Source organism: Prosthecobacter sp., from assembly GCF_044227185.1.
Lineage (GTDB): Bacteria > Verrucomicrobiota > Verrucomicrobiia > Verrucomicrobiales > Verrucomicrobiaceae > Prosthecobacter.
Genome location: NZ_JBGAFO010000004.1, coordinates 492910 through 514036, shown reverse-complemented (window position 1 = coordinate 514036; position 21127 = coordinate 492910). Strand labels below are relative to the sequence as shown.

The following is a 21127-nucleotide window of genomic DNA, read 5'->3' as shown; positions in this document are numbered from 1 at the left end:
CTGTATGAATACACTTTTCGAATCGATTGAAGTCTGGGCGCAGGGGCTGGTGCTCCTGTCCTGGAAGGGCACGCTTCTGGCGCTGGCCGTCGGCTTCGTCATGCTGCTGCTGCACCGGCACCTTTCACCGGCATGGCGCCATGGTTTGTGGCTGCTGGTGTTTCTGCGGTTTTTGGTGCCGGACCTGGGGCACTTCTTCCTTTCGCTGGATGGCCTTGCTGAGGCGCCGGCGATCTTTGAACCGGCGTCCGAACCAGTACCGGTGGCCGAGGAGATGGTGGCTGTCGCAGAGCCAGTGGTGGAGTCTCCTTTTCTCAGCGATGCCCAGCCACTGCCTGAAATACCGACCGTGACAAAGGCTGTGGTGCAGCAGCCTCTGCTGGTCCGAGCCGTGGCGCCCTCCTGGACGATGAGAGAAAAGCTGTGTCTCGTGTGGTTGTGTGGAGTCGCGATGGTGGTCGCTGTGATGACCATGCTGCACCTGCGGCTGAAGCGCCGCATTCGTAGAGACGCGAGCGAAGCCTTCAGCGAAATCCGCGCCGTTTTGGACGAGGCCTGTCGTCTGGCCCATGTCCGGCATGCGCCGAGGCTGATGGTGACGGATGCCGTGCGTGCGCCTTCGCTGTTTGGCGTCCTGCGTCCGATGATCCTGCTGCCAAAGCAGGTGGCGGCGGGCCGGGATGCCGCTGCTTTGCGGCTGATCCTGCTGCACGAGCTGGCGCACCTCAAAAGGCGTGACCTGTGGGCGCAGATTCTTTCGTCCTGCGTGATCGCGCTGCACTGGTTCAATCCTTTCGTGTGGATCATTGCACGGCGTCTGCGTGCCGAGGCCGAGATGGCGGCGGACGCGCATGCGCTGGGCTGCACAGATGCGAAAGAGGCGCACCGGTTTGGCGAGATGCTCCTCGGCTTTTCCCGCTACGCCACCACCGGGTGGATGATGTGGCTGGCCTCGGCCACGCTGCTGGGCATTTCCGAAAACAAAAAGGACCTGCGCCGCCGGATCGAGGGACTGATGGACATCGCGAGAGGAAGGCGCACGCGCTGGGGGGTCGGCCTGGGGGCCTTTATGGTGCTGGCGGCCGCCGGACTGACGCGTGCACCGGCGGAGGATGCGAAGAAGGTCACCGCGGAGAAGCCGGCCGAGGTGACGGACAATCTGGCAACGACGGTGGTCAACGGCATCGTGGTGGACGAGCAGGACAAGCCGGTGAGCGGGGCGGTGGTGAAACTGTCCATCAATCTCCTCAGCCATTTTGAAAGCTCGCAGCGGGTGACGGGCGCCGACGGGAAGTTCAGCTTTGATGAGGTGCCGAAGGCCGCCTCGCTGAATCTGCGAGCCAGCCAGAGCGACTATGCCGAGTCGAACTTCGTTACTTTTTCCGGCGTCAGCCTGAGCCAGGAGCGGCGGCTCGTGCTCCCCAGGGTCTCCTGGATTCGCGGCAGGATCACCGACAAGCGTGACGGCAGACCCATCAAGGATGCACTCGTGCTCTTTGGCGTGGAAAACAAAGCCTCCTTCCTTGGTCCCTATGACTGGAAGCACCCCTTTGCACACACCAATGAAGCCGGAGAATACCGCCTGGCGGTGAAGCTGGCGGATGTGAACGGCATCATCGTACGTGCCTGGGCTCCTGACATGGCCGTTCAGTCCAGGAGTGTGAAGTTTACAGGGCGCGAGGCCGAGTTTGACGCCGCCCTGGAGCCCGTGCACCGCCTCCCAGGCAGAGTGGTGGATGCGCTGGGTGAGCCCGTCAAAGACGCCATGGTCTGGGTGGTGGAGGACGTGGCAAGGCTCGACGAAAGCTCCAGGCCGATCACGCTGGAAACCATGCGGTCAAGCGACCGGGTCAACATGACGCTCGGCAAGTATTTCACCTGCCTCGACTATTCGAAGGACGATGGAAGCGTGCAACTGCCTGACGCGGATCCCTTGCTCAAGGGCAAGCTGTGGGTGGTGGCGATGCACCCCAAGGCAGGCTTTGCGCGGATGCGTGCCGTCGATTTCAAAGCAGGGGCTGTCTTCAAGCTGGAAAAATGGGCGTCCATGAGCGGAAAGATGATCCGCAGTGATGGCAGCCCGCTGGCGGATGCCACAGTGTCCATCTACGCAAAAGGAGATGCCGACCTGATGCCTAAAGGGGACACGCTCAAGATCGACCACAACATCAAGGTCACCACGGATCCTGCCGGCGGCTACAAGATCGACCGTCTGCTGCCAGGCGCGACTTTCAACGGGGTGACCATTGGAGGAGGCAATACGCGGAGAGAATTTCTACCGATCACGCCGATCACGGTGACCTCCGGGCCGCAGGGGGTGCGGCAGATCTCGCTGGGCAGAAGTCTCGCCAGCCAGGCTGCGGGCGGCGTGCGCGTGGTGCAGGGGCGGATCGTGCTGCCAGAAGGCCATGGATTTCGAGGCGAGGACTACAGCTGTCATTTCTCCATTACATCCCGAGGGGCGCCCGTGGCCGCAATGCCGAGGCCGGACAAGGATGGGCGCTTCGCGAGCGAGGCGCTGCCGCCTGGGATCTATGAACTGAGCGTGTTCGTCACTCCGCGCGGTACGGGCATGGAGCTGTCGCGGGATGTCGGGAGATGGATGCAGTTCAAGATCGAACCGGGAGCAGGCCAGGCGCCGCTGCGTGTGGCGGACATTGTCTTTACCAAAGAAGACCTGACGCCCAGGCCGCGTTCGGCAAATCCCGTGTCGCAGTTGCCAGTGTTCGTCGAAGGGGCTGACGGAAAGATTGAAATCACCACCGTGGATGCGGACAGAAAACCGGTTCCTGGGGTGAAGATTCAGATCGTGGATTTGGTGGATTTCACGCAATCGCCGATGAATTTGAGCGGGGTGCCGGGGGTGACCGGACAGATCGTGAGTGATGAGCGCGGCAAGGCCATCGTGTTATTTCCGCGCAATCCTGCCGCAGGAAGGCGGGCAGGCGGGGTGCAGGTGACAGGCACAGCGCCCGACGGAAGCAAATCGAGGAGGACCGAGATGATGGACGGGCGGACGTATGAGCTGCGGGTGTACCCGGAGACGCCGGTGAGCCTGTCCGTTTCAAGCCCCATCGCGAGCTGGGCGGCCAGCAGCAGCGTGGGATTGCTCACGGAAGGGGAGCCATTGAAAAGCGGCGGGATCAAAGGACGGCTGGCGCTCGAGCATGGCGGGTACTTCGTGGTGCAGGGAACCACTGCGGACGGAAAGATTTTGTTTTCGGAGGCTGTCGCCGCCGCGAAGAACCACGCGGAGGAAGTGACCGGAGAGGTCGCGCTGGAGCCGGGGGTGGAGATCGAGGGGAAAATCGAAGGACTGCCGGCCAATGATCAAGGCACCGGCGGAGTGGTGGCGAATGTTTACGTGAGGTCCTCGGAGGTGACGAGCGAGATTAGAAAAGGCAGCATGCCTGCCGTCCCCTGGACTGCATGGGCTCCCGTGGGCCCGGACGGGCGCTTTCACTTCAAAGGCATGCCGCGCGGCATGGTCAGCCTGAGAGGCCTGGGCAAAGGATGGATCACCCGCGGCCCGCTGAGCATCGACAGCGCGGCGATGGTGGACACCCGAGGAATGGCCGGGAAGGCCGTGGTGACGCTGACCACCCGGCCCTGCAAGAGCAGAACCCTGCGCGTGCTGCTGCCCGATGGCAGCCCGGCAGCGGGAGCCACCGTGCGGATGGACATGCCGGGCATCGGCATGCTGGCAACCAGCCGCGGCCACATGCATGCCGAAGATCCCGAGAAGCATGCGCAGTTTAAAAAGGCGGCGTGGATGGGCCTGCGGACGGTGGCAGACGACCAGGGGCAGGTGATTCTGGAGAACCAGCCCACGGGCAGAGGCTACTGCCAGGTTTATTGGGTGGACCCAAAGACCCAGCACCCGCATGGGGCCAGCGCTTCGTTTACCCTTGAAGACACGGAAACGAACACGCCGCTGGAGGTGAAGGTGCAGGAAAGATAGCATGGCCGCCTTTTTCCTGGCCGATTCTGCTCGTGGTGTGTCTAATGGTCAGAAAACGCCCGCGCCGGGCGTTTTCTCCGCCCCTGCCAATGACACGCCACGCCCTTCTCGTCTGCCTTGCCCTGCCCGCCGCCGGATCTGCCGTTGATTTCAACCGCGACGTCCGCCCGGTGCTGGCGCAGCACTGCTTCAAATGCCACGGCATGGACGAGCAGGGCCGCAAAGGAAAGCTGAGGCTGGATCTGCGCGACTCGGCCATTGGAAAGGGCAAATCCGGGGAACTCGCCATCGTGCCCGGGAAGCCGGATGCGAGCGAGGTGATCAAGCGCGTGTTCTCCGCGGATGAGGATGAAGTGATGCCGCCGCCGCACACGAAGGCGGTGCTGCCAGAGAGTGCGAAAAACGTGCTGAAGGCGTGGGTCGCCGAAGGCGCGCCGTATGAGGCCCACTGGGCGTATGTGCCGCCGAAGCAGGCGCCGCTGCCGGTGGCGGGCGTGCATCCCATCGATGCGTTCATTCAAGACCGGCTGAACAAAGAAGGACTGAAGCCTTCGCCGGAAGCGGACCGCTACACGCTGGTGCGCCGGGTGTATCTCGATCTCACGGGCCTGCCGCCCACAGCGAAAGAGGCGGATGCGTTTGTGAACGACAAGGCGCCCGATGCCTACGACAAGCTGGTGGACTCCCTGCTGGCCTCCGAGCAATACGGCGAACGCTGGGCGCGGCGCTGGCTGGACCTGGCGAGGTACGCAGACACCAACGGATTTGAGAAGGACCGGCCGCGGCAGATCTGGCCGTATCGCGACTGGGTGGTGCGGGCGCTGAATGCGGACATGCCGTTTGACCAGTTCAGCATCAAGCAGCTTGCGGGAGACATGCTCCCGAATGCGACGCCGGAGGACTTGATCGCCACCGGCTTTCACCGCAACACGATGCTGAATGAGGAGGGTGGCATTGATCCGAATGAGTATCGCTTTTATGCCATGGTGGACCGCGTCAGTGTCACCGGCACGGCGTGGATGGGCCTGACGATGAACTGCTGCCAGTGCCACACGCACAAGTATGACCCCATTCTGCACACGGATTTTTACCGCACGCTGGCGCTGCTGAACAATGCGAGCGAGCCGACGTACTTCATTCCCACACCAGAGATCGAGGCGCAGCAGAAGGCGCAGGCTGAAAAGATGGCGGTGCTGGCGGCGGAGCTGCCGGGCAAGTTCCCCGGTGGCAAGGCGGCGCTGGACAGCCGCTTCGCCGGATGGATGGAGGGTGAATCTCACCGGGCCTCGCACTGGGAGGTCATTCGTCCGACCAAAATGGAAACGACCATGCCGCATCTGGAGCAGCAGGCGGACGGGTTTATCCTGGGCAGCGGCGACATCTCGAAGAGTGATGTGTATGACTTGAGTTTCAAGGCGCCGATCAAAGGCGTGCGTGCGCTGCGCATTGAGGTCACGTCGCACCCCAGCCTGCCGGGCGGTGGACCGGGACTGACGTATTATGAGGGACCTATTGGCGGCTTCTTTTTGAGCGAGGTGCAGGCCGCGCAAAACGGGCAGCGGGTGAAGATCGCGCGCGCGGAAGACACGAACGAAGACGAGGACGACCGTATCAACGATGCGGCTGCCAGCAATCCAAATCCCAAGGCCAAGGCGAAAGCCGCCGCGAAAAAGAAGAACAACGCCGGTGCCACGCTGGATGGGGACATGTCCAGCGGCTGGCAGGTGCTGGGCGGGTACGACGTGCAGCACGCGGCCGTGTTTCATTTTGAGCAGCCGGTGGATCTCACCAACGGCTTTGACCTGAAGCTGCTGTTTGAAAAGCATTTCGCCTGCCCGCTGGGACACTTCCGCATTTCCGTGACCACCAGTGATCATGCAGACGCGACGGGGCATCCGGCCGAGGTGGAGGAGGCGCTGGCCAGTGGTGATGCCGCAAAGCGCGAGCTGCTGCTGCGGCACTTTTTGGAGACGGCGCCTGAAATGGAAAAGATCGCCAAGCCGCTGCTGATGGCGCGGAAAAATCCGCTGCGGGGGCAGGCCACGCTGGTGATGCAGGAGCGTGCGGCGAACAACCCGCGTGTGACGCATCGCTATCATCGCGGCGAATATTTGCAGCCGAAGGAAGAAGTGACGGCCGGGGTGCCTGCATTTCTGCCCGCGCTGGCCAAGGATGCGCCCGCCAACCGGCTCACCTTTGCAAAGTGGCTGTTTGCACCGGAGAATCCGCTGACGGCACGTGTCACGGTGAACCGCCAGTGGCAGGCGTTTTTCGGCCGCGGGATTGTGAAGTCGCTGGAGGATTTTGGCTATCAGAGCGATCCCCCCTCGCATCCCGAACTGCTGGACTGGCTGGCGGTGGAGTTTGCCAGGCAGGGCTGGTCGATGAAGAAGCTGCACCGCCTCATCGTGACGAGCGCCACCTACAAGCAGAGCAGCCGCATCACGCCTGAGCATGCGCAGAAAGATCCGGAGAATCTGCTGCTGGCGCGTGGCGCGCGCTTCCGGCTGGATGCGGAGGTCATTCGAGATTCGGCGCTGAAGGCTGCAGGGGTGCTTTCGCCGAAGATGGGCGGGCCGGGCGTGTATCCGCCGCAGCCCGCCAGCGTCACCTCCGAGGGCACCTATGGCAAAGTGGAGTGGAAGACCAGCGAAGGGGAGGACCACTACCGCCGCAGCCTCTACACCTTCACCAAACGCACCGCGCCCTTTGCCATGGCGACCACGTTTGACGCGCCCACGGGTGAATCCTGCCTGGCGAAGCGCGAGGTGTCCAACAGTCCGCTGCAGGCGCTGACGCTGCTGAATGACCAGATGTTCCTGGAGGCCGCGCAGGCGATGGCGAAGCAGGTGCTGACCGAATCGCAGAGCGATGACGACCGTCTGCAAAACATCTTCCGCCGCATCGCGACGCGGCCCGCGGCGGCGGATGAACTGGCGATGCTCAAAGCCTTCCTGCAAAAACAGCGCGACCGAAAACTCACGGACGAGACGCTCTGGACCGATGTGAGCCGTGCCGCCCTGAACCTCGACGAAGCCATCACGCACCCATGATTCCTCCCAACATCACCCGTCGTCATTTCTTCCAGGACTGTGCCGTGGGCACGGGCAAGATCGCGCTGGCATCGCTGCTGGCGGAGTCGGCCTATGGCGCGACGCAGAGCCCGAATGTGGCCGCTCCCACGCATTTCCAGCCGAAGGCCAAGGCCGTCATTCACATGTTCATGGCGGGCGCGCCCTCGCAGCTCGAGATGTTTGATTACAAGCCGATGCTGACCAAGTATGAAGGCAAGCCACTGCCGCCTTCAATCATCGGCGGGCAGCGGTATGCCTTCATTCGTCCGGATGCGGCGGTCCTCGGGCCGCGCTTCAAGTTTGCGAAGCATGGGCAGTGCGGCGCGGAGCTTTCGGAGGTGCTGCCGCATCTGGCCACGGTGGTGGACGACATCGCGATCGTGAAATCCTGCCGCACCACGCAGTTCAACCATGCACCGGCGCAGATTTTCATGAACACCGGCTTCTCCCAGCCGGGGCGGCCGAGCATGGGCTCGTGGATCACCTATGGCCTTGGCGCGGATACGCGCGATCTGCCCAGCTTTGTGGTCATGAGCACGGGCAGCGGCATCAGCGGTGGTGCGGCGTGCTGGAGCAGCGGCTTTCTGCCGAGCGTGTATTCCGGCACGCGCTTCCGCAACACGGGCGATCCGATTTTGAATGTGAGCACGCCGCAGGGCATCGAGGCCGGCACGCAGCGCGACACGATCGAGCTCATCAATGCGATGAATCAGCGCCGTCTCAAGCTGGATGGCGACAGCGAGACAGCCACGCGCATCGCGAACTACGAGATGGCCTACCGGCTGCAAAGCTCGGCGCCGGAGCTGATGGATCTCAGCAAGGAAGACGAGGCCACGCTGAAAATGTATGGCTGCGATCCGAAGGTGCCCTCCTTTGCGCGCGCCTGCCTGCTCGCGCGCCGGATGGTGGAGCGCGGGGTGCGCTTCATCAATGTGTACAACGAGGGCTGGGATGCCCACAGCAATGTGGAAGGCAACGTGCGCAACAACTGCAAAGCCACGGACCAGGCCAGCGCCGCGCTGGTGAAGGACCTCAAACAACGAGGCCTGCTGGACAGCACGCTGGTGGTGTGGGGCGGCGAGTTTGGGCGCACGCCGATGGTGGAGGCCAGCGTGTCACTGGGCCGCAGCCTGGGGCGCGATCATCATCCGCAGGCTTTCACCATGTGGATGGCGGGCGGCGGCATCAAAGGTGGTGTGACGCTCGGAGCGACGGACGAGATGGGCTTCAACATCGTCGAGGACGAAGTGCACGTGGCAGATCTGCAGGCGACGATTCTGCACTGCCTGGGCATCGACCACGAGCGCCTCACCTTCAGCAAAGCCGGTCTCGACTTCAAGCTGACGGGCGTGGAGCCCTGCCATGTGATCAAACAGATACTGGCATGATCCCCGCCACCATCGTCCAAGGTCATCGCGTGGCTTCCGGCTTGAATGGAAATCCGAAGTTTCCCGGCGGCACGCTGCGCATGCAGCTCCCGTATTTCCAAAAACTGGGGCTGGACCTGAGCGCGTTCTACCCGGGCACGCTGAATGTCAGCATCGCGCCGCTGAGTTACCGGGTGCTGCAGCCGCGGCACACGTATCGGGCGCTGAAGTGGCACCCGGAAGATCCGGCGGAGGACTTCTCGTTCTTCGATGTCACGGTGCATCGTGAAGGAGCAGCACCTGTGCAGGGCTGGATTTATTATCCACATCCTGACACCAAGCCCGTGCATTTCCAAAAACCGGACGTGCTGGAGCTGCTGCTGCCGTGGAGCGAGGGACTGGAGTATGGCACGAAAATCACACTGGAAGTCCCGGCGGAGCAGATGAAGTTCGAGGCATGAAGAAACTGTTTTTCGCCCTGGTTTTCCTGACCTCCGCAGCCTTCGCGGACACCCAGACAGACATTGAATACGCCAAGGTGGGCGAGCTTTCACTGAAGCTGGACCTGCACCGGCCGGCGGGGGAAAATCCGCCCCTGCTTGTTTACGTGCATGGCGGCGGCTGGCGGGCCGGATCCAAGAAGGACACGCCGATCGTGGACCTGTATGACAAAGGCTACGCCATCGCGAGCGTGGACTACCGGCTGTCCCCGCAGGCGCAGTTTCCGGCGCAGGTGCATGACATCAAGGCGGCCATTCGGTTTCTGCGGGCCAAGGCCGGCGAGTATCACATCAACGCGGGCAAGATCGGCATCCTGGGTTCATCCGCAGGCGGGCATCTGGCGGCGCTGGTGGGAGTGACCAATGGCAATCAGGAGCTGGAAGGCAAGGTGGGCGGCCACCTGGACCAAAGCAGCGATGTGCAGGTGATCGTGAGCTATTACGGCGCTTCGAACCTGGAGACGATTCTGGCGCAAAGCACGCCGAAGGGCCTGGAGTTCCGTATTCCGGCGCTGAAGCTGCTGCTGGGAGACACGCCGGATAAAAAGCCAGAGCTGGCGAGGCTCGCGAGCCCGGTGGCTCATCTGGACAAAAAAGACCCGCCGCTGCTGCTCATTCATGGCGATGCGGATCCACAGATGCCGCCGCAGCAGTCGCAGGAGCTTGCCAAGGCCTATGAGGCGCTGGGACTGCCGGTGACGCTGGTCATGCTGCCTGGCAGCCTGCATGGCGGCGCGGAGTTTTATGATGAGGAACGCACGGCCATCGTTGCCAAGTTTCTCGACAAGGTGCTGCGTTGAGTCAGAGTGGCGGTTCATGCCCAAGCCACTCATTGCCATCACCATGGGAGACCCAGCCGGGGTCGGTCCTGAAATCTGTCTGCAACTGCTCGCCAACGAGGCCGTGTGCGAGCACGCCACGCCCGTGGTGTTTGGGGATGCGCGGCTGCTCTCCCGCTGTGCGCGGCAGACCGGGCTGCCGGCGCCTCGGCGCATCATTAGCGAGATCGGATGGGCGGAGAAGTGCGGAAGCCTCGATGAGCCGGCGGTGCTGGACGTGTTTGGTTTCGATGCGGAGGACTTCACTCCCGGAACAGTGAGCGCCAGGACGGGAGCAGCGGGTTACCGTTATGTGGAAAAGAGCATCGAGGCCGCGTTGGCCGGGCAGGTGGCCGCCGTGGCCACGGCTCCGCTGAACAAGGAGGCCCTGCATGCCGCGGGCATCAAGTACCCCGGGCACACGGAGATGTTTGCCGAGAAGATGCAAGCGAAGCGCAGCTGCATGACGTTTTTTTCCGAGGAGATGATCTGCAGCCTGGTGACGGTGCATATCGGCTACCAGGACGTGGTGCCGGCTTTGACGACACAGCGCATTCTGGATGTGATCGAGCTCACGGCTGAGGCCGTGCAGCGGGTGCGGGGCAAAAAGCCGCGCATCGCGGTGTGCGGGCTCAATCCGCATGCAGGCGAGCACGGTTTGTTCGGGCGAGGGGAAGAGGAAAAGATCATCGCGCCGGCCATTGAGGCGGCGCGGGCGAAGGGACATACGATCGAAGGGCCGCTGCCGCCGGACACGGCCTTCATTGCATCCAAGCGTCGGGTGGTGGACGCCTACATCTGCCTGTATCACGATCAGGCACTCATTCCGCTGAAGGCGCTGGCGTTTGACACAGCCGTCAATACAACCCTGGGCCTGCCAGTGCCGCGGACGAGTGTGGATCACGGCACCGCCTGTGACATCGCCTGGCAGGGCAAGGCCAATGGCCGCAGTCTGGTGGAGGCGGTGCTGCTGGCGGCGAAGATGGCGAAGTAGCCGTGTTCCTGCGGAACAGGGGAGTCCCGAACGGAGTCCCACGTGCTGGGCAGGCCGCAGGATATGGATGTGGCGGAAGCGCTCCCTTTTTGCGCAGCAACAAGGCTACTTGCGATCAGCCACCCAGCGGGGCACGCAGCCTTGATGGGCCTGGGTGACCGTGGCGGCGAAGTCGGCGAGGTAGCCAAAGGGGTGCTTGACCGCGGGAATGGTGCGCGGACGGGAGTCGAGATCCGCATCCACATGAATGGTGCCTGCGAGCAGGTCGAACTCGATGTCATCTCCATCCTGTACGGCGGCGATGGGGCCACCCACGGCGGCTTCCGGGCTGCAATGCACGCCCACAGCCCCGCCGGAGACACCGGAGACACGGGTGTCTGAAAGCAGGGCGACTTTGCCGTAGAGCTCCGGCACGGCGAGTGCGGCGCTGGCCACGTGCATTTCCGGCATGCCCAGGGCCACGGGGCCGCAGCCACGGATGACGACGATGTGGCCGGGCTTGATGCGGCCTGCGGCGGCAGCATCGGAGACACCTTTGGAGTCGTGGAAGCAGATGGCCTTGCCGCGGAACTTCGGCTCATCCAGCGAGGAGACTTTGAAGACCACGCCATCCGGCGCCAGGTTGCCAAAGCAGATCTGAATGTCGGCGAACTCCTTGAAGGGCTCCTCAATGGGCGCGATGAGCTCGTTGGGGAAGGGGACTTCGGCGGCGTTGGCCAGATTTTCCGCCAGCGTCTGGCCGGTGACGGTCATGCAGGAGCCGTCCAGCAGACCGGTTTTCATGATGTGCTTCAGCAGCATCGTCGTGCCGCCCAGGCGGTGCAGGTCCACCATGGTGCCGCGGCCGCGCGGGGCAAAGTTGCACAGCACCGGTGTGCGGCGGGCGATGGCCTGCACGTCACGCAGGGTGAAATCGACTCCTGCTTCACGTGCCACCGCAAGGATGTGCAGGACGCCATTGGTGGAGCCGCCGATGGCGCAGATGGCGGTCATGGCGTTGGTGAGCGAGGCCTTGGTGATGATGTCGCGCGGACGCAGGTTCATCTCCAGCAGCCGGCGCACGGCTTTGCCCACGCGCAGGCATTCTGCACGTTTGCCAGCCTCAATGGCGGGCATGGAGGAGGTGTCCGGCAGGCTGAGGCCCATGGCCTCCAGCGCGATGCCCCAGGTGTTGAACGAGGCCGCGATGCCACAACCGCCCGCGCCGGGGCATGCGGTGCGGATGATCTGCTCGGACTCCTCGTAGCTCATGGTGCCCTGCTTTTCCTTCGCAGCGGCATCATACACATCAAGGATGGAGGTGGAGTGCCCCTTGTGGCAGCCGGGCATGATGCTGCCGCCATTGACGATGAGGCCGGGATAATTGGTGCGCGCCAGGGCCATGGCAAAGGCGGGGCCGTTTTTGTCGCAATGATGCAGGCCGATCAGCGCATCGTAGCAATGCGAGGTGCAGATCATCTCCGCACCATTCGCCATGAGATTGCGCGAGCACAGAGATGCTGCGCCGCCGACGTTGCCCTGCGTGATGTTGTCGCTCACGGGCGAGACACCGAAGGGAAAGCCGATGAGTCCGGCGTCCTTGCAGCCCTGGGCGATGAGCTGGGCGAGCTCGTGCGCATGGACGTTGCAGATGTTGCCGTCGAGCAGCGGCGTGCCGATGCCGATCTGCGCCTTGTCGAAATCTTCCTCCTTAAAACCCAGGCCCCAGAAAAAGGCGGTGACGCCGCGCTGCCAGCCGTGGGTGAGATTGCTCGAGTTCCAGTTGAGAGGGTGTTCAGTCATGCGGCGCGGATGCTAGACGGAAAGACGCTCCGCGCCAAAACAAAAGCTCCCGGCCAGCGAACGAACTGACCGGGAGCATGCTTAACTGATAGGACTTGTGAAAGGCGCAAGGCCCCGTGGGATTAGAACGCGAAGCTGAGCTTGGTGCCCCAGTAGAACTCGTTCTGAGTCGTGTTAAGGGCGGCACGCAGCCTGTCGCTGTGGTTCAGGGCGACGTAGGTCGTGAGGGTCACGGCCTTGGTCAGCTTGATCGGCACGGCGATGGTGTAGAGCTGGTGGGTGAAACCAGTCGTGGGAACATTGTTCAGGCTTTGACCTCTGTTGCCCGTCATGACGCTTGTAGGCACGCTGCCGGAGCCATTGCCAGTGTAGTAGTCAATGCCGAAGCCGGTCGCGAAGGAAGGCACAATGCTCAGCCAGTCATTGACGGCGAAGGTGTAGTCCGCTCCGAGGGAGATATACTGACCATTGACCCGGAAGTCATAGTAGTAGCCGGCGTAGATGTTGAAGGCCTTGATCGGCACAGCAACCGTCCAGCCCAGCTCACCCGCGCCTTTCAGTCCGAATTCAGGGTCGTTGCCTGCGTTGGGAGCACCGAACATGCTGCCACCGTAGTTGTCCGGATAGAAGTAGTATTGGTACTGCATTCCGAACTTGGCCCATCCCGCGTTGTAGTTCAGGCTGGTGATGGCATCGACTTCAGAATATTGGAAGCCGGATGCGCTCTTGGGCGAACCCGCACCCGCGCGCGGGTAGGGAGTGCCCGCAGTGTTGATGTAGGCACCACCGATGCCCCAGGTCAGAGCACCCGCGCCATCCTCACCGGAACCACCGATGATCGGCACGGAGAGGTTGAAGGCGCTCCACATGATGTTGTCGGCGAACCACAGACCGCGGAAGTAGTAGCGGCTGTCGAAGCCGGCGTCGAAGGTGGCGCCGATGGAGTCGAAGAGGGCTCCGGGTTCAGCAGGAGGCGGGACGGGGTTCTTGGCGGCAGGGCCTTTGGCTGCCGGGGTGTCGGCGGAGGCGTTCAGCGCTGCACAGGCAGCAAGAACGGTCACCGACTTGGCAATGAATGATGTCATGCTTTTGGGCTTCATGTGTTGGGTCGAGTTTAGTTATTGTTGGTGTTGAGGCGCTGAACTGGCCGGGATGGCAGTGCAGCTTGCACTGGGAGGAGAAAGCAGGGGGCGTGCCAAGTTCTGGAAACTACTGCAGCCCCCGCTCGCTAAAGATTCGGCTGGTTGGAGCTGCCTCCTCCCTGCGCTGAGCCGGCTTTTGGCCGGGGGCAGGAGTAGTTCCATTACCGACCGGCCCTCCCCTGATGGAGGGCATGAGGCTACCATCGGGGAGGGATGCCTTTCCCCATGATCTGTCTTAGATCGCGCCTGCCCAGAAAGGGAGCTGCAGGCGGCCGTGATGACCTGTCGCTCCCCTGAGTTTCGTGCCAATGGGGCGGGCACCGGGATTCATGCTACGAACGCTTGAAAATGGGTCTGTGTTCCCCTCACGGCAGAGACCTGTTACCTGTCCTCAAACAGGCGCAGAGCATACCACTCGGGCTGCAGGTTGGTCGTGTTTGGCGTCGAGGGCGTTGCTTCTCCCACAGCACGCACCACCAAACCGGCCGACAGCGAAAACGTTCGCAGGCCATCGTGTTTACCGCACGCTGAGAGGCGGACGGGCTGCCGCCACATCTGTCCTTGCGATCCGGCATGCACCGCTCTGCGTGAAATACGCAGCCGGGACAGCGAGAACAAGGCCGACATCTGCAGTCTCAGGGCACAACGCCTGCTGCCGAAGACAGACCTGTTTTTAAACAACCGTGTCTCAGTGTCTGAATGCAGAGCTGCCCACACCGCGGTTCAAAAGATTCCTGGCCGGGAAGTCCGCTTTTTCGTGCGTGACAACCGCCCAAAAACAAAAAACCTCCCGGCTTTCGCCGGGAGGTTAACCTTGAAGGGTTGAATCGAGCCGTTCAGAGAACGGACAGGATTAGAAGCGGACGCTGAGGGTCACGCCACCGAACAGCACCGTGTTGTAGGCGGTTGACGGCTTTCGCCGGGAGGTTAACCTTGAAGGGTTGAATCGAGCCGTTCAGAGAACGGACAGGATTAGAAGCGGACGCTGAGGGTCACGCCACCGAACAGCACCGTGTTGTAGGCGGTGTGGGAGGTCGCGGCGATCGGCAGGTTGTTGACGCCGCTCATCGGGATGTTCACCGCGATGTAGGGGGTCAGGGTGGCGCGGCTGTTCAGCTTGATCGGAAGCTGGATGCCGGTGGTGACCGCCGTCCAGTTGGAGACGTTGTTGCGGTTCCAGGTGGTGGAGACGCCGGTGTTCTTGGCGAACTGCCAGTTCATGTTGTGACCGTAGCCGAGGGTGGCGTAGGGCACGATGCTGATGGCGTCCGTGACAGCGATGGTCGAGCTCGCATTGAGGTCGAAGTACCAGTAGTTGTTCACGAAGTCATAGTTGCCGCTGGAGCTGAGGTTGATCGGGCCGAGAGCCGTGGCAAAGCCAAGGCTGACTTCCTGACCATCATTCATGCCGCCAAGGCCGCCGAGCACGCCCATGTTGCGGTAGTAGCGGTAGCCCAGGTTCACGGAAGCAGGACCGAAGTCATGCGACAGCGCGGCGCCGAGCTGAACGCGCTGGAAGGAGGCATTGCCGAAGCCGCCAGCAAAAAGGTGGTCCTGGTCGCCCGCGAGGGAGCCGTACTGCACGTCCCAGTTAAGGGCGGTGCTGCCAGCGCCGTCTTCAGCGGCGCCACCAACGAGGAGGACGGAGCCATTGAGGCCGGCACGGACCCAGTGGCTGCCGATGTTCAGGCCACGCCACACGTAGTTGGTGTCATAGCCAAGGGAGGCGGTGATGCCCAGGTCATCGTTCACGGGAGCGGGAGCGATGGGGTTTTTGACAGGGGCGGATGGTCCAGCCACGACGGGAGTGGCGGCCAGAGCCAAGAACCCCAGCGTTTTCAGCAATGCGTTCAATTTCATAGTCTGATCAGGTTGGTATTAGGTTGGTTGGTTTGAGGTCGGACACTCGCATGAGTTGGAACAAAACGAGGTTTTGTCCCAAAGTACGTGAGCCGTTCAGTTCTGAAACTAGCAGCGGCTGTAACTGCTGGAAAGCATTTTCTTTAATTTCAGAGCATTTTTTTTGGCCCGTGATAATCTCGTTTTTCCCTGATTTCGGCCTCTGCCCGGCGTTTGTGGAAGGCACGTCAGATCATCCTGGTTGAACGAATTGTGGGGGCTGCTAAACTTTTTTTCATGCCGCGCCTGCTGATTTTCCTCCTTCTCGCCCTGTGGTCGCTGCCTGTGCATTCCCACGAGCCCTTTCCTGTACTCACCTTGAAAGTCCGGGCGCACCTGATGCAGTCCATTGCGAATCCGAGGCTGCAAACCACGCTTACGGAAAAAGAAGTGAATGCCATCCTTGACGAAGTCAATGTCATCTGGTCCCAGGCGGGCATCCGCTTTGAACTGGAGGGAACCAGCACCCTGCAGGCCTTGGAGGTGCCTGCCAAACGATGGTACATCAAGGACCGCAACTGGGTGAAAACCGCGATCCCGACGGACAAATTCAGCCCCACCGCCATCGATGTCTGTTTTGTGAAGGACATGGGCCCCAACGGTTTCTTTTACGGCGAGCCGGTGGTGGTGTGCGAAAATCCTGAATTCCACCGGGTTTCCGGCGGCACTGAGAACATCGTGGCCCGTGTCACGGCGCATGAGCTGGGGCACGTTTTGCACCTTCAGCACCGCCAGGAGCGCGACAGTCTGATGGCTTCGGCCAGAAACGGCACCGCTTTGAACCGGCAGGAGATCATGGACGCGAGAAAACGCGCGCTGGAGATTTCAGGCCAGACTCTCCAGCCCTGAGGAGCACAGCGCCTCCCGCAGCGCGGCGCCAAGCGCCTGAATCTGGCCGGAGGTGTGCAGGGCGCTGACGGTGATCCGCAGCCTGGCGCTGCCGCGTGCGACCGTGGGGTAGCGGATGCAGGGAATGAGGAACCCGGCTTCGCCCAGACGGGCGCTGATCTGCAAAGCCCGCGAGGCCTCCCCCACAATCACCGGCAGAATGGCGCCGGAGACGGGCTCCGAAGCCATGTTCATGACGGAGAGCAGGCTTTGCATCTGCAAGACGTGGCTGCGAACCTGCGCTCTCAAGGCGTCTCCCTTTTCGCTGCGAATCGTCTCCAAAATGATCCCCAGCGCATGGGCCAGATGGACCGGGGGGGCGGTGGAATAAATGAAACTGCGCGCGCGGTTGATCAGCAGATCAATGACCTGTCGTGAGCCGGCCAGATAGCCGCCGCTGAGGCCGAAGGCCTTGCTCAGCGTGCCGAGATGCAGGTCCACCTCGGAGTCCACCCCGAGCTCCGCGGCCAGGCCGCGCCCCTCCGGACCCAGCACGCCCACGGCGTGCGCCTCGTCCACCAGCAGCCACGCTCCGTACCTGGCCTTGAGCGCCACGATCTCGCGCAGCGGCGCCGCGTCGCCATCCATGCTGAAAATCGATTCCGTCACCACGAGGACGCGTCCTTTCGCGGTCTGCAGCAGGCGCTCCAGTTTTTCGAGGTGATTGTGCGGGAAGACGCGGATCGTCGCGCCGCTCAAGCGTGCGGCATCCACGAGGCTGGCGTGGCAGAGCTTGTCCAGGATGATCGTGTCGCCCGGCCCCAGCAGCGCCGGGAGGGCGCCCAGGGCCACGGCAAATCCGCTGCTGAAGGTCAGCGCGGCCTCCGTCTGCTTGAAGTCCGCCAGCGCCTCCTCCAGCGCGGCATGGGCGCGGTGGGTGCCGCACACCAGCCGCGAGGCGCCGGAGCCCCCGCTGTATTTGGCGATGCCCTCCGCCAGCGCGCTCTGCATTTCGCTGGAATGCGCCAGGCCCAGGTAGTCGTTGGAGGAAAAATTGATCCGCTCGCGGCCATCGCAGCGCACCGTGACGCCGCTCACCTCATCCAGCGGGCGCAGCTCGCGCCAGAGGCCCTGCTCACGCAGTTCTTCGAGCTGGGCTTGGAGGGTCCAGGCGGGCTGCTGTTCCTGCATGGGCTACTCCTTCAGGCGGCGTTCCACCACATCGTCCTTCGCCACGCCCAGTGTCAGCGCCTTTTCATAATGCTGGCGCGCCAGTTCGATGGCGGGCGGGCGGCGCTCCAGAAGCATCAGCGCCATGTTGAAATGAGCGATGCCGTAGTCGGGCTTCAGTTCAATGGCGCGCCCCAGCTCGGCCTCGGCAGCATCCGTCCAGCCCAGCCCTTTGGCGGCGATGGCGAGGTAGTTGTGCGCACGGGCGTCTTCTGGATCCTCGTGAATGGCGCGGGCAAAGCAGGAGATGGCGCGGTAGGTGTCTCCCTGTTTTTGCAGCAGCAGCCCCAGCGCCGTCCACGTCTGCGCGAGCTGCGGGTTGATCTGCACCGACTTCTCAAAGCACTCGATGGCGCGTTTCACATCCCCCGCCTGCTGCTCCACCGCGCCCAGATTGGCCCAGATGAGAGCGTTGCCGTCATCGAGCTCCAGCATTTCCAGGTAGGCCTTCCGTGCGGCGGGCCAGTCCTGTTTGCCAAATGCCGCGGCTGCGCGCTCACCCAGCACTTTGGTAAAAGGGGGCAGCATGCCGGTCTTTTCCATTTTCGCCGGGTTCATGGGCGCGGCCTCCTGCGCATGGCAGAGCACCGCCAGCAGGAGCAGCGCGGAGATTCTCAGGGGGGTCGAAATCAACATGGCCGGACTATTGCGCTGAAATGGGCGAAGGAAAAGATCTTGCATCCTGAGGATGAGAGGGAATGTTCGCACGAACAGCCATCCCTTCGCCCATGTTCACCGACACTGACTCCCGCCTCACGGCCCGCCAGCAGGAACTGCTGGAGTATCTGCGCAGCTATCAGCGCAGCAACGGCGTCATGCCCTCCACGCGTGACATCCAGCGCCACTTTGGTTTCTCCAGCCAGACCGCCGCCATGAGCCACCTGCGGGCGCTGGAAAAGAAAGGCGTCATCCAGCGCCATGCGCACAAGGCCCGCGCCGTGGTGTTTCCGGAGGATCTGGATCGCGCGGAGATCGTCGATATTCCGGTCTTCGGTCAAATCCCCGCCGGCATGGCCGCGGCGGACATGGTGCAGCATGCGGACCGCTGCATCTCCGTGGATGTGAACACCCTCGGCATTCCGCGCACGGCCAAGAGCTTTGCGCTCAAAGTGCGCGGTGAGTCCATGATCGGCGCGCTCATCGGCGACGGCGACATCGTGATTCTCGAAATCCGCGAGCCGAGGCCGCGTGACATCGTCGCCGCGCTCATCGATGGCGAGAGTACGCTGAAGCGCTACCTCATCAAAGATTCCCAGCCCTACCTGCAGGCGGAGAATCCTGAGTTTCCGGATCTGCTGCCGGCGCGTGAGCTTCTCATCCAGGGCGTGATGATCGGTCTCATCCGCCACGTGCGCTGAGACCGGCCCGTTTACGCAAGGTAGCGGTCGCGCAGGTGCTTGATGTGCCATCTGGCATCGGTGGGTTTGCCGGTGGCCTGGGTGATGATCTCCTGCGGCAGCAGTGCGGCGCCCTTGCTGTGGACGTTGCCGCGCAGCCAGTGCAGCAGCGGTGCGTAATCGCATTTCTCCAGGGCGGTCGCGATCTTGCGCTGCTTTTTCGCCGTGGCGAAGAGCTGCGCGGCATTCAGATTTCCCAGCGTGTAGGTGGCGAAGTAACCCAGCCCGCCCATGCTCCAGTGAATGTCCTGCAGGCAGCCGCGGCGGTCGTCCGGCGGTGTCAGGCCAAAGAGTTCGCGGTATTCCTCATTCCACACTTTGGGGACGTCATGCACGGTGAGCTCCCCCTTCACCAGGCGGCGCTCGATGCCGAAGCGCAGCAGGATGTGCAGGTCATAGGTGGCCTCGTCCGCCTCCACGCGGATGAAGCTGAATTCGCTGCGGAGCATCTCCTGCATGAAGGCCTCCAGCTTCACTTTGCGCAGGTGGGGGAAGAGCTCCTGCGCGCGCGGGAACCATTTCTCCCAGAACGTGCGGCTGCGGCCCACGTGGTTTTCCCACAGGCGGCTTTGAGATTCGTGGATGCCGAGCGAGGCCGCGCTGCCGCTCGGGAGTCCGTAGTCCAGCCCAGGCAGGCCCTGCTCGTAGAGGCCGTGTCCCGCCTCGTGCATGACGCCGAAGAGCGAGGAGAGAAAATCTTTTTCGTCATAGCGTGTCGTCAGCCGCACGTCGCCCGGGCCAAGGGTGGTGCAGAACGGATGCGCCGTGGTGTCGATGCGGCCTGCTTCGAAATCAAAGCCCAGGCTCTCCGCGATCTCGCGGTTCAAAATTTGCTGCTTCTCGACTGGATAGCGGCCTTTGAGCGCGCCGGGTTTCACCTTGCTGGATTTCGCCACCGCCTCGCGGGCGATTTCGGCGAGCTGCGGCCGCAGTTTTTCAAACAGCGCGGCCACTTCGCGGGTCTTCGCGCCGCGCTCGTAGAGATCCAGCAGCGCGTCATAGGGCTCGTCATCGTAGCCAAACAGGTCCGCCTTTTTGCGGGCGATGCCCAGCACTTTTTCCAGGTGCGGGGCGAACATCACAAAGTCGGATTTTTCCCGTGCCTCCACCCACGCCCCTTTGGCAAGGGTGCACACGGCGCTCTCCTCCTCCACGAGTTTTTGCGGCAGCTTGGTGGCGCGATTGATGTCCCGGCGCAGACCCCGCACGTTGGCGGCCTCCGTGGGATTTTCGGGCATTTCACTCTCCGCCTGGTCCAGCAGCTTCAGCGTTTTTTTGGAGGTGAGCAGGGCATGCGCCTTGCCCGTCAGGTAGGAAAGCTGGCGTGCGCGGTGCTCCAGCGCATGCGCCGGCATGTAGGTTTCCTGATCCCAGCCCAGCACCGCTTCGGTGGAGGTGAGGAGCGCGATTTCAGAGACAACTTCGCAGAGAGACTGGTAGGCGGATGGCATGCGGGAAGCCGTGGCGAGCACCAACCACGGCGCAAGCCCGAGATTGCCTAGGGGGCCACTTCCAAGCCTTCTGCCTCGGCAAGCTTCTTTTGATGCCGGTCAAGGTCAGAAAACCGCGGGACTTCAAAATGACTGCGGCGGCCACGTGCAACACGTCCAGGGCCCGGCAGACACATCCTGTCGCTGCGTGCATGCTGATTCGATGGCCTTGTGGGAACCACTGATGATTCGGAACGTCTTTGCGCTGGAAATACCCTTCGAGAACAGCCCGATGAATGCCAGCAAGCGCCGCCTGCATCTTGTCCTCGGTTAGTCTTCCATCAGCCACCGCCGCTCTCATGGCGGTTTCCGCCTCCAACAATGTCAGGCGGGAGATGGGAACAGGGAAATCAGAGCATTGTCTCAGCCACCGCTTTGCTCTTGAGCTGTTCGCATCTTCGCCAAAGGCAGACACGATGAAACTTGCGTCTGAATACCAGTTCACAAGCGACGGAGAACCAGAACAGGATTTTCAGGCAGCTGATGATGTGGCGGCAGCTTGCGGTCCAGCAGCCATGACAGCCCGCTGGCATCGAGCTTGCGCTTGGCCGCGACTTTCTTGCGCGTCTCGCGAACAGGCGAAGGTTTTTTGGCCGATCCTTTCATTGTATTCCAATCATGCATCTAAACTGATCAGGGTTCATG

General features: G+C 62.5%; 15 protein-coding genes. 8 read left to right on the top strand and 7 right to left on the bottom strand.

Annotated features, from left to right (window positions below):
• The first annotated feature begins 4 nt into the window (after window positions 1-4).
• The 6 genes from ACILSQ_RS12605 (at window position 5) to pdxA (ending at window position 10714) form a co-directional block, all read left to right on the top strand.
• Window positions 5-3961 (top strand): M56 family metallopeptidase, encoded by a 3957-nt coding sequence (locus ACILSQ_RS12605; RefSeq protein ID WP_395743989.1) that lies wholly within the window; start codon window positions 5-7, stop codon window positions 3959-3961.
• 89 nt (window positions 3962-4050) lie between these two features.
• Window positions 4051-7014, top strand: coding sequence for a PSD1 and planctomycete cytochrome C domain-containing protein (locus tag ACILSQ_RS12600; protein WP_395743988.1), 2964 nt, complete (start codon window positions 4051-4053; stop codon window positions 7012-7014).
• Window positions 7011-8423, top strand: a complete 1413-nt coding sequence (locus ACILSQ_RS12595) for a DUF1501 domain-containing protein (RefSeq protein WP_395743987.1) — start codon at window positions 7011-7013, stop codon at window positions 8421-8423. Before ACILSQ_RS12600 ends, ACILSQ_RS12595 begins: the two co-directional genes overlap by 4 nt.
• A complete protein-coding gene (locus tag ACILSQ_RS12590) occupies window positions 8420-8863 on the top strand; it encodes a hypothetical protein (RefSeq protein ID WP_395743986.1) in 444 nt (147 codons plus the stop codon). Before ACILSQ_RS12595 ends, ACILSQ_RS12590 begins: the two co-directional genes overlap by 4 nt.
• A complete protein-coding gene (locus ACILSQ_RS12585; protein WP_395743985.1) occupies window positions 8860-9702 on the top strand; it encodes an alpha/beta fold hydrolase in 843 nt (280 codons plus the stop codon). Before ACILSQ_RS12590 ends, ACILSQ_RS12585 begins: the two co-directional genes overlap by 4 nt.
• A 16-nt stretch (window positions 9703-9718) precedes the next feature.
• A complete protein-coding gene (pdxA, locus tag ACILSQ_RS12580; RefSeq protein ID WP_395743984.1) occupies window positions 9719-10714 on the top strand; it encodes a 4-hydroxythreonine-4-phosphate dehydrogenase PdxA in 996 nt (331 codons plus the stop codon).
• A gap of 105 nt (window positions 10715-10819) precedes the next feature.
• Here the strand turns inward: pdxA and ACILSQ_RS12575 are convergent, their stop codons facing one another.
• The 3 genes from ACILSQ_RS12575 to ACILSQ_RS12565 all read right to left on the bottom strand — a co-directional run bounded on the left by ACILSQ_RS12575 (window position 10820) and on the right by ACILSQ_RS12565 (window position 15498).
• Window positions 10820-12496, bottom strand: coding sequence for a dihydroxy-acid dehydratase (locus tag ACILSQ_RS12575; RefSeq protein WP_395743983.1), 1677 nt, complete (start codon window positions 12494-12496; stop codon window positions 10820-10822).
• Between the two features lie 122 nt (window positions 12497-12618).
• On the bottom strand, window positions 12619-13596 hold the full coding sequence (locus ACILSQ_RS12570) for a hypothetical protein (RefSeq protein ID WP_395743982.1): 978 nt from the start codon (window positions 13594-13596) through the stop codon (window positions 12619-12621).
• 1014 nt (window positions 13597-14610) lie between these two features.
• The gene (locus ACILSQ_RS12565; protein ID WP_395743981.1) at window positions 14611-15498 is read right to left on the bottom strand and encodes a hypothetical protein; all 888 of its coding nucleotides are present in this window, start codon (window positions 15496-15498) and stop codon (window positions 14611-14613) included.
• Window positions 15499-15774: 276 nt separating this feature from the next.
• Between ACILSQ_RS12565 and ACILSQ_RS12560 the strand changes: the two genes are divergently transcribed.
• Window positions 15775-16386 (top strand): matrixin family metalloprotease, encoded by a 612-nt coding sequence (locus ACILSQ_RS12560; RefSeq protein ID WP_395743980.1) that lies wholly within the window; start codon window positions 15775-15777, stop codon window positions 16384-16386.
• Here the strand turns inward: ACILSQ_RS12560 and ACILSQ_RS12555 are convergent.
• Window positions 16363-17556, bottom strand: coding sequence for an aminotransferase class I/II-fold pyridoxal phosphate-dependent enzyme (locus ACILSQ_RS12555; RefSeq protein WP_395743979.1), 1194 nt, complete (start codon window positions 17554-17556; stop codon window positions 16363-16365). The genes ACILSQ_RS12560 and ACILSQ_RS12555 overlap by 24 nt on opposite strands.
• A 3-nt stretch (window positions 17557-17559) precedes the next feature.
• Window positions 17560-18231 carry a tetratricopeptide repeat protein gene (locus ACILSQ_RS12550; protein ID WP_395743978.1) on the bottom strand — a complete coding sequence of 224 codons (672 nt, stop codon included), beginning with the start codon at window positions 18229-18231 and terminating at the stop codon, window positions 17560-17562.
• A gap of 92 nt (window positions 18232-18323) precedes the next feature.
• Here ACILSQ_RS12550 and lexA point away from each other — a divergent pair, with 92 nt between their 5' ends.
• The gene (gene lexA, locus ACILSQ_RS12545) at window positions 18324-18953 is read left to right on the top strand and encodes a transcriptional repressor LexA (protein WP_395743977.1); all 630 of its coding nucleotides are present in this window, start codon (window positions 18324-18326) and stop codon (window positions 18951-18953) included.
• A gap of 11 nt (window positions 18954-18964) precedes the next feature.
• Here the strand turns inward: lexA and ACILSQ_RS12540 are convergent, their stop codons facing one another.
• Both ACILSQ_RS12540 and ACILSQ_RS12535 read right to left on the bottom strand, forming a co-directional pair.
• Complete coding sequence (locus tag ACILSQ_RS12540) at window positions 18965-20443, bottom strand: carboxypeptidase M32 (RefSeq protein WP_395743976.1); 1479 nt, start codon at window positions 20441-20443, stop codon at window positions 18965-18967.
• 480 nt (window positions 20444-20923) lie between these two features.
• Window positions 20924-21106: a hypothetical protein gene (locus ACILSQ_RS12535; protein ID WP_395743975.1), complete on the bottom strand. Its 183-nt coding sequence runs from the start codon at window positions 21104-21106 to the stop codon at window positions 20924-20926.
• Window positions 21107-21127: the final 21 nt, after the last annotated feature.

Excerpts from the sequence above, each read along its gene's own strand:
- ACILSQ_RS12605 (WP_395743989.1), top strand. The coding sequence starts at position 5 with ATGAATACACTTTTCGAATCGATTGAAGTCTGGGCGCAGGGGCTGGTG.
- ACILSQ_RS12600 (WP_395743988.1), top strand. The coding sequence starts at position 4,051 with ATGACACGCCACGCCCTTCTCGTCTGCCTTGCCCTGCCCGCCGCCGGA.
- ACILSQ_RS12595 (WP_395743987.1), top strand. The coding sequence starts at position 7,011 with ATGATTCCTCCCAACATCACCCGTCGTCATTTCTTCCAGGACTGTGCC.
- ACILSQ_RS12590 (WP_395743986.1), top strand. The coding sequence starts at position 8,420 with ATGATCCCCGCCACCATCGTCCAAGGTCATCGCGTGGCTTCCGGCTTG.
- ACILSQ_RS12585 (WP_395743985.1), top strand. The coding sequence starts at position 8,860 with ATGAAGAAACTGTTTTTCGCCCTGGTTTTCCTGACCTCCGCAGCCTTC.
- pdxA (WP_395743984.1), top strand. The coding sequence starts at position 9,719 with ATGCCCAAGCCACTCATTGCCATCACCATGGGAGACCCAGCCGGGGTC.
- ACILSQ_RS12575 (WP_395743983.1), bottom strand. The coding sequence starts at position 12,496 with ATGACTGAACACCCTCTCAACTGGAACTCGAGCAATCTCACCCACGGC.
- ACILSQ_RS12570 (WP_395743982.1), bottom strand. The coding sequence starts at position 13,596 with ATGAAGCCCAAAAGCATGACATCATTCATTGCCAAGTCGGTGACCGTT.
- ACILSQ_RS12565 (WP_395743981.1), bottom strand. The coding sequence starts at position 15,498 with ATGAAATTGAACGCATTGCTGAAAACGCTGGGGTTCTTGGCTCTGGCC.
- ACILSQ_RS12560 (WP_395743980.1), top strand. The coding sequence starts at position 15,775 with ATGCCGCGCCTGCTGATTTTCCTCCTTCTCGCCCTGTGGTCGCTGCCT.
- ACILSQ_RS12555 (WP_395743979.1), bottom strand. The coding sequence starts at position 17,556 with ATGCAGGAACAGCAGCCCGCCTGGACCCTCCAAGCCCAGCTCGAAGAA.
- ACILSQ_RS12550 (WP_395743978.1), bottom strand. The coding sequence starts at position 18,231 with ATGTTGATTTCGACCCCCCTGAGAATCTCCGCGCTGCTCCTGCTGGCG.
- lexA (WP_395743977.1), top strand. The coding sequence starts at position 18,324 with ATGTTCACCGACACTGACTCCCGCCTCACGGCCCGCCAGCAGGAACTG.
- ACILSQ_RS12540 (WP_395743976.1), bottom strand. The coding sequence starts at position 20,443 with ATGCCATCCGCCTACCAGTCTCTCTGCGAAGTTGTCTCTGAAATCGCG.
- ACILSQ_RS12535 (WP_395743975.1), bottom strand. The coding sequence starts at position 21,106 with ATGCATGATTGGAATACAATGAAAGGATCGGCCAAAAAACCTTCGCCT.